Source organism: Motilibacter deserti, assembly GCF_011250635.1.
GTDB classification, from domain to species: domain Bacteria; phylum Actinomycetota; class Actinomycetes; order Motilibacterales; family Motilibacteraceae; genus Motilibacter_A; species Motilibacter_A deserti.
In genome coordinates this window covers 378-3326 of sequence record NZ_JAANNP010000077.1, presented here as the reverse complement: position 1 = coordinate 3326, position 2949 = coordinate 378, and the positions used below count along the sequence as shown (strand labels likewise).

General features: G+C 70.5%; 2 protein-coding genes. Both read left to right on the top strand.

Annotation, left to right across the window (positions count from 1 at the left end; translation table 11 throughout):
• Positions 1-186 (top strand): hypothetical protein (locus G9H71_RS19530; RefSeq protein ID WP_166284463.1); only part of this gene is annotated, 186 nt, incomplete at its 5' end.
• 275 nt (positions 187-461) lie between these two features.
• The coding region (locus G9H71_RS19525) for a M12 family metallo-peptidase (RefSeq protein ID WP_166284462.1) at positions 462-2949 on the top strand (2488 nt) is incomplete at its 3' end.

Below are 2949 nucleotides of genomic sequence, written 5' to 3'. Positions count from 1 at the left end.
GCACGGGCCTTCCAGGCCTCCGTCCTCACCGCCTGGACCGCGCTCGACACCGGCGACACCACCGGCGCCCGCACTACCCTGCAGGCGCTGCGCGCCACCATCGACAGCGCCAAGGCCGCCAAGGTGCCCGCCGCTGCGAAGACCGCCCTCCTCGCAGCGGTCGACACCGCCCTCGCCGGGCTCTGAGCAACCGCACTTCCGCCGCGGCCCCCGCACCCAGCCAGGGTGCGGGGGCCGCGGCATCTCCCGGCACGACTGGTCCGATCCAGGCGCGAGGGCTAGCCTGCGTCCGTCCAACTGCGCAGAGTTAACGCCCTTGAAACCGTCAGGGGCTGCGAGCGGAGCGCGCGGAATCTAACGTGCTCGCCGCACGGCCTCCTCGGCCGTGATCAGGATTCGGGGGGAAGCAATTCGGCGTGGCTTCTGCCGGCCCAGCCCCCACAGCCGAAGGGATCTGCTGCATGACACGTGGGACCGGGCACATTCGCGTGCCGCGACCCGGCGGAGCGAGGACGCCGCTGCTGCGGGCCGGGACGGCCGGTGCCGCCCTCCTCGTCGCAGGCGCCCTCCTGCCGCTTCCGGGCACGGACGCCGATGCCGCCGTCAGAGCCGAGGCCGTCTGGACGAACGTCTCCGACTCGCCGGCGGCGACCTACAAGGGCAAGCCGGCTGCCGTGGAGCCCACGGATTTCAACGCGGTGAAGCTCGACCGCGCGGGCATGGCCAAGATCCTCGACGCCGCGCCGAACGAGAGCCCCACGATCACCGGCTCCGTCCTGTCGATCCCGAAGCCTGACGGCGGCTTCGCCCGATTTACCATCACCGAATACGCGATGATGGAGCCCGGGCTCGCGGCCAAGCACCCGGAGATCAAGACCTACACCGGCGTCGGCATCGACGACACGACCGCCACGTTGCACGCCGACCTCACGCCACTCGGCTTCCACGCGTCCGTGCGCAGCGAGAAGGGCGCGTGGTACGTCGACCCGTACTACAAGGGCGACCAGAGCCTCTACATCAGCTACTTCGGCCGCGACCTCGAGGAGAAGACGCACGGCACCTTCGTCGAGCGCGACGGGGCCGGCCTCGCCTCCGCCGCCGCCGTTGTCGACGCCGCCGACGTCGCCGCGAGCGCCGGCCCGAGCATCGGGTCGGTGCTGCGGACCTACCGGCTCGCGCTCGTGACCGACCCGTCGTACGCGAACTACTTCGGTGCGGCCAACGTGACCGCCGCCAAGGTCACGCTGATGAACCGGGTGAACCAGGTCTACGAGGACGACCTGTCGATCCGGCTCGTCCTCATCGCGCAGAACGACCTGCTCAACTTCAACACCACCGCGCAGACCACGGGCGCCAACGGGCCGTGCGGCGCCGCGCCGTGCTACACGTCCGTGACGACGTGCAACGGCACCCTGCTCAACCGCAACCGCATCGTCGTCGGCCAGCTCATCGGGGCGAGCAACTACGACATCGGGCACATCGCGCTCGGCCTCTCGGGCGGCGGCGTCGCGAGCGCCGGGGTCGGGGCGAACGTGAAGGCCAACGGGTGCACCGGCCTGCCGAACCCGGTGGGCGACTACATGGCCATCGACTACGTGGCCCACGAGATGGGCCACCAGTTCTCCGGCAGCCACACCTTCAACGGCGTGCAGCGCAACTGCTCGGCGGGCAACCGCTCCGTCAACGCCTCGGTGGAGCCGGGCTCGGGCTCGTCGATCATGGCGTACGCCGGCATCTGCTGGCAGGACGACCTGCAGCCGCACAGCGACCCGTATTTCCACGCCTTCAGCCAGGAGCAGATCACCGGGTACGTGACCCGTGACCTCGCGCCGATCAACGAGGTGCAGACGGTCTCGCTGCGCGACTTCGACAGCGACGGCAACGACGCGTTCCAGCTGATCGTCAACGGCCAGCCGACCGCGCCCATCGTCCGCGGCCTGAACTACTCCGCAGCCGGGATCAAGGCCGCGCTCGAGTCCTCGCCCGGCTGGCCGGCGGGCGGCATCGCGACCGTCGCGGGCTTCGCGGCGGGGACCTTCAACGACACGGGCTTCCAGGTCACCTTCACCGGCACGCTCGCCGGCGTGAACGTCGACCAGCTCGGCATCGCCTTCTTCCCCGGCTCGTCCGGCTACGTCGGCGAGACGGCCAAGGGCGGGCCGACCGACAACAAGGGGTGGACGATCGTCCCGACCGGCAACACCCCGCCGGTCGTGACCGTCGCCGCCGCCGAATACACGATCCCCTACCAGACGCCGTTCGTCCTCACCGGTGGCGCGAGCGACGCCGACGGGGAGCAGCCGATCTTCCTCTGGGAGCAGATGGACATCGGCGTCACCCCGGCCACGCCGACGACTCCTGCCGTGACGACCGGGACCTCGCTCGTCAACAACATCAAGCGCAACGGCCCGCTCTTCCGCTCGTTCGGCACCCGGGCGAACGTGACACCGGCCGCGACGCTGCTCTACCACTCGCCGGGGCAGAACCTCGCGACGACGAACCCGACGCGCGTCTTCCCGGACATGGCGCAGATCCTGTCCAACAACACGAACGCCAAGACCGGCGCCTGCCCGCCGGCGCCGCCGCTGCCGCCGAACAACGCGACGCCGCCGCCGGTGGACCCGGTCATCGTCGAGTGCTTCTCGGAGTTCCTGCCCACGCCGGTCTACACGACCCCGATGCACTTCCGGCTGACCGCGCGTGACCAGGTCACGGGCAGCTCGAGCCAGGACACGACGGTGAACCTGGCGCCGGGGACCGGGCCGTTCCTCGTGACCTCCCAGGCCACCTCGGCCGCCGTGAACTACGAGAACACCCTCCCCGTCACCTGGGACGTCGCCGGCACCGCAGGCGCGCCCATCAACGCCGCCAACGTCAAGATCAGCCTCTCCGCCGACGGCGGCGCCACCTTCGCGTACGTCCTCGCCGAGTCCACCCCCAACGACGGCA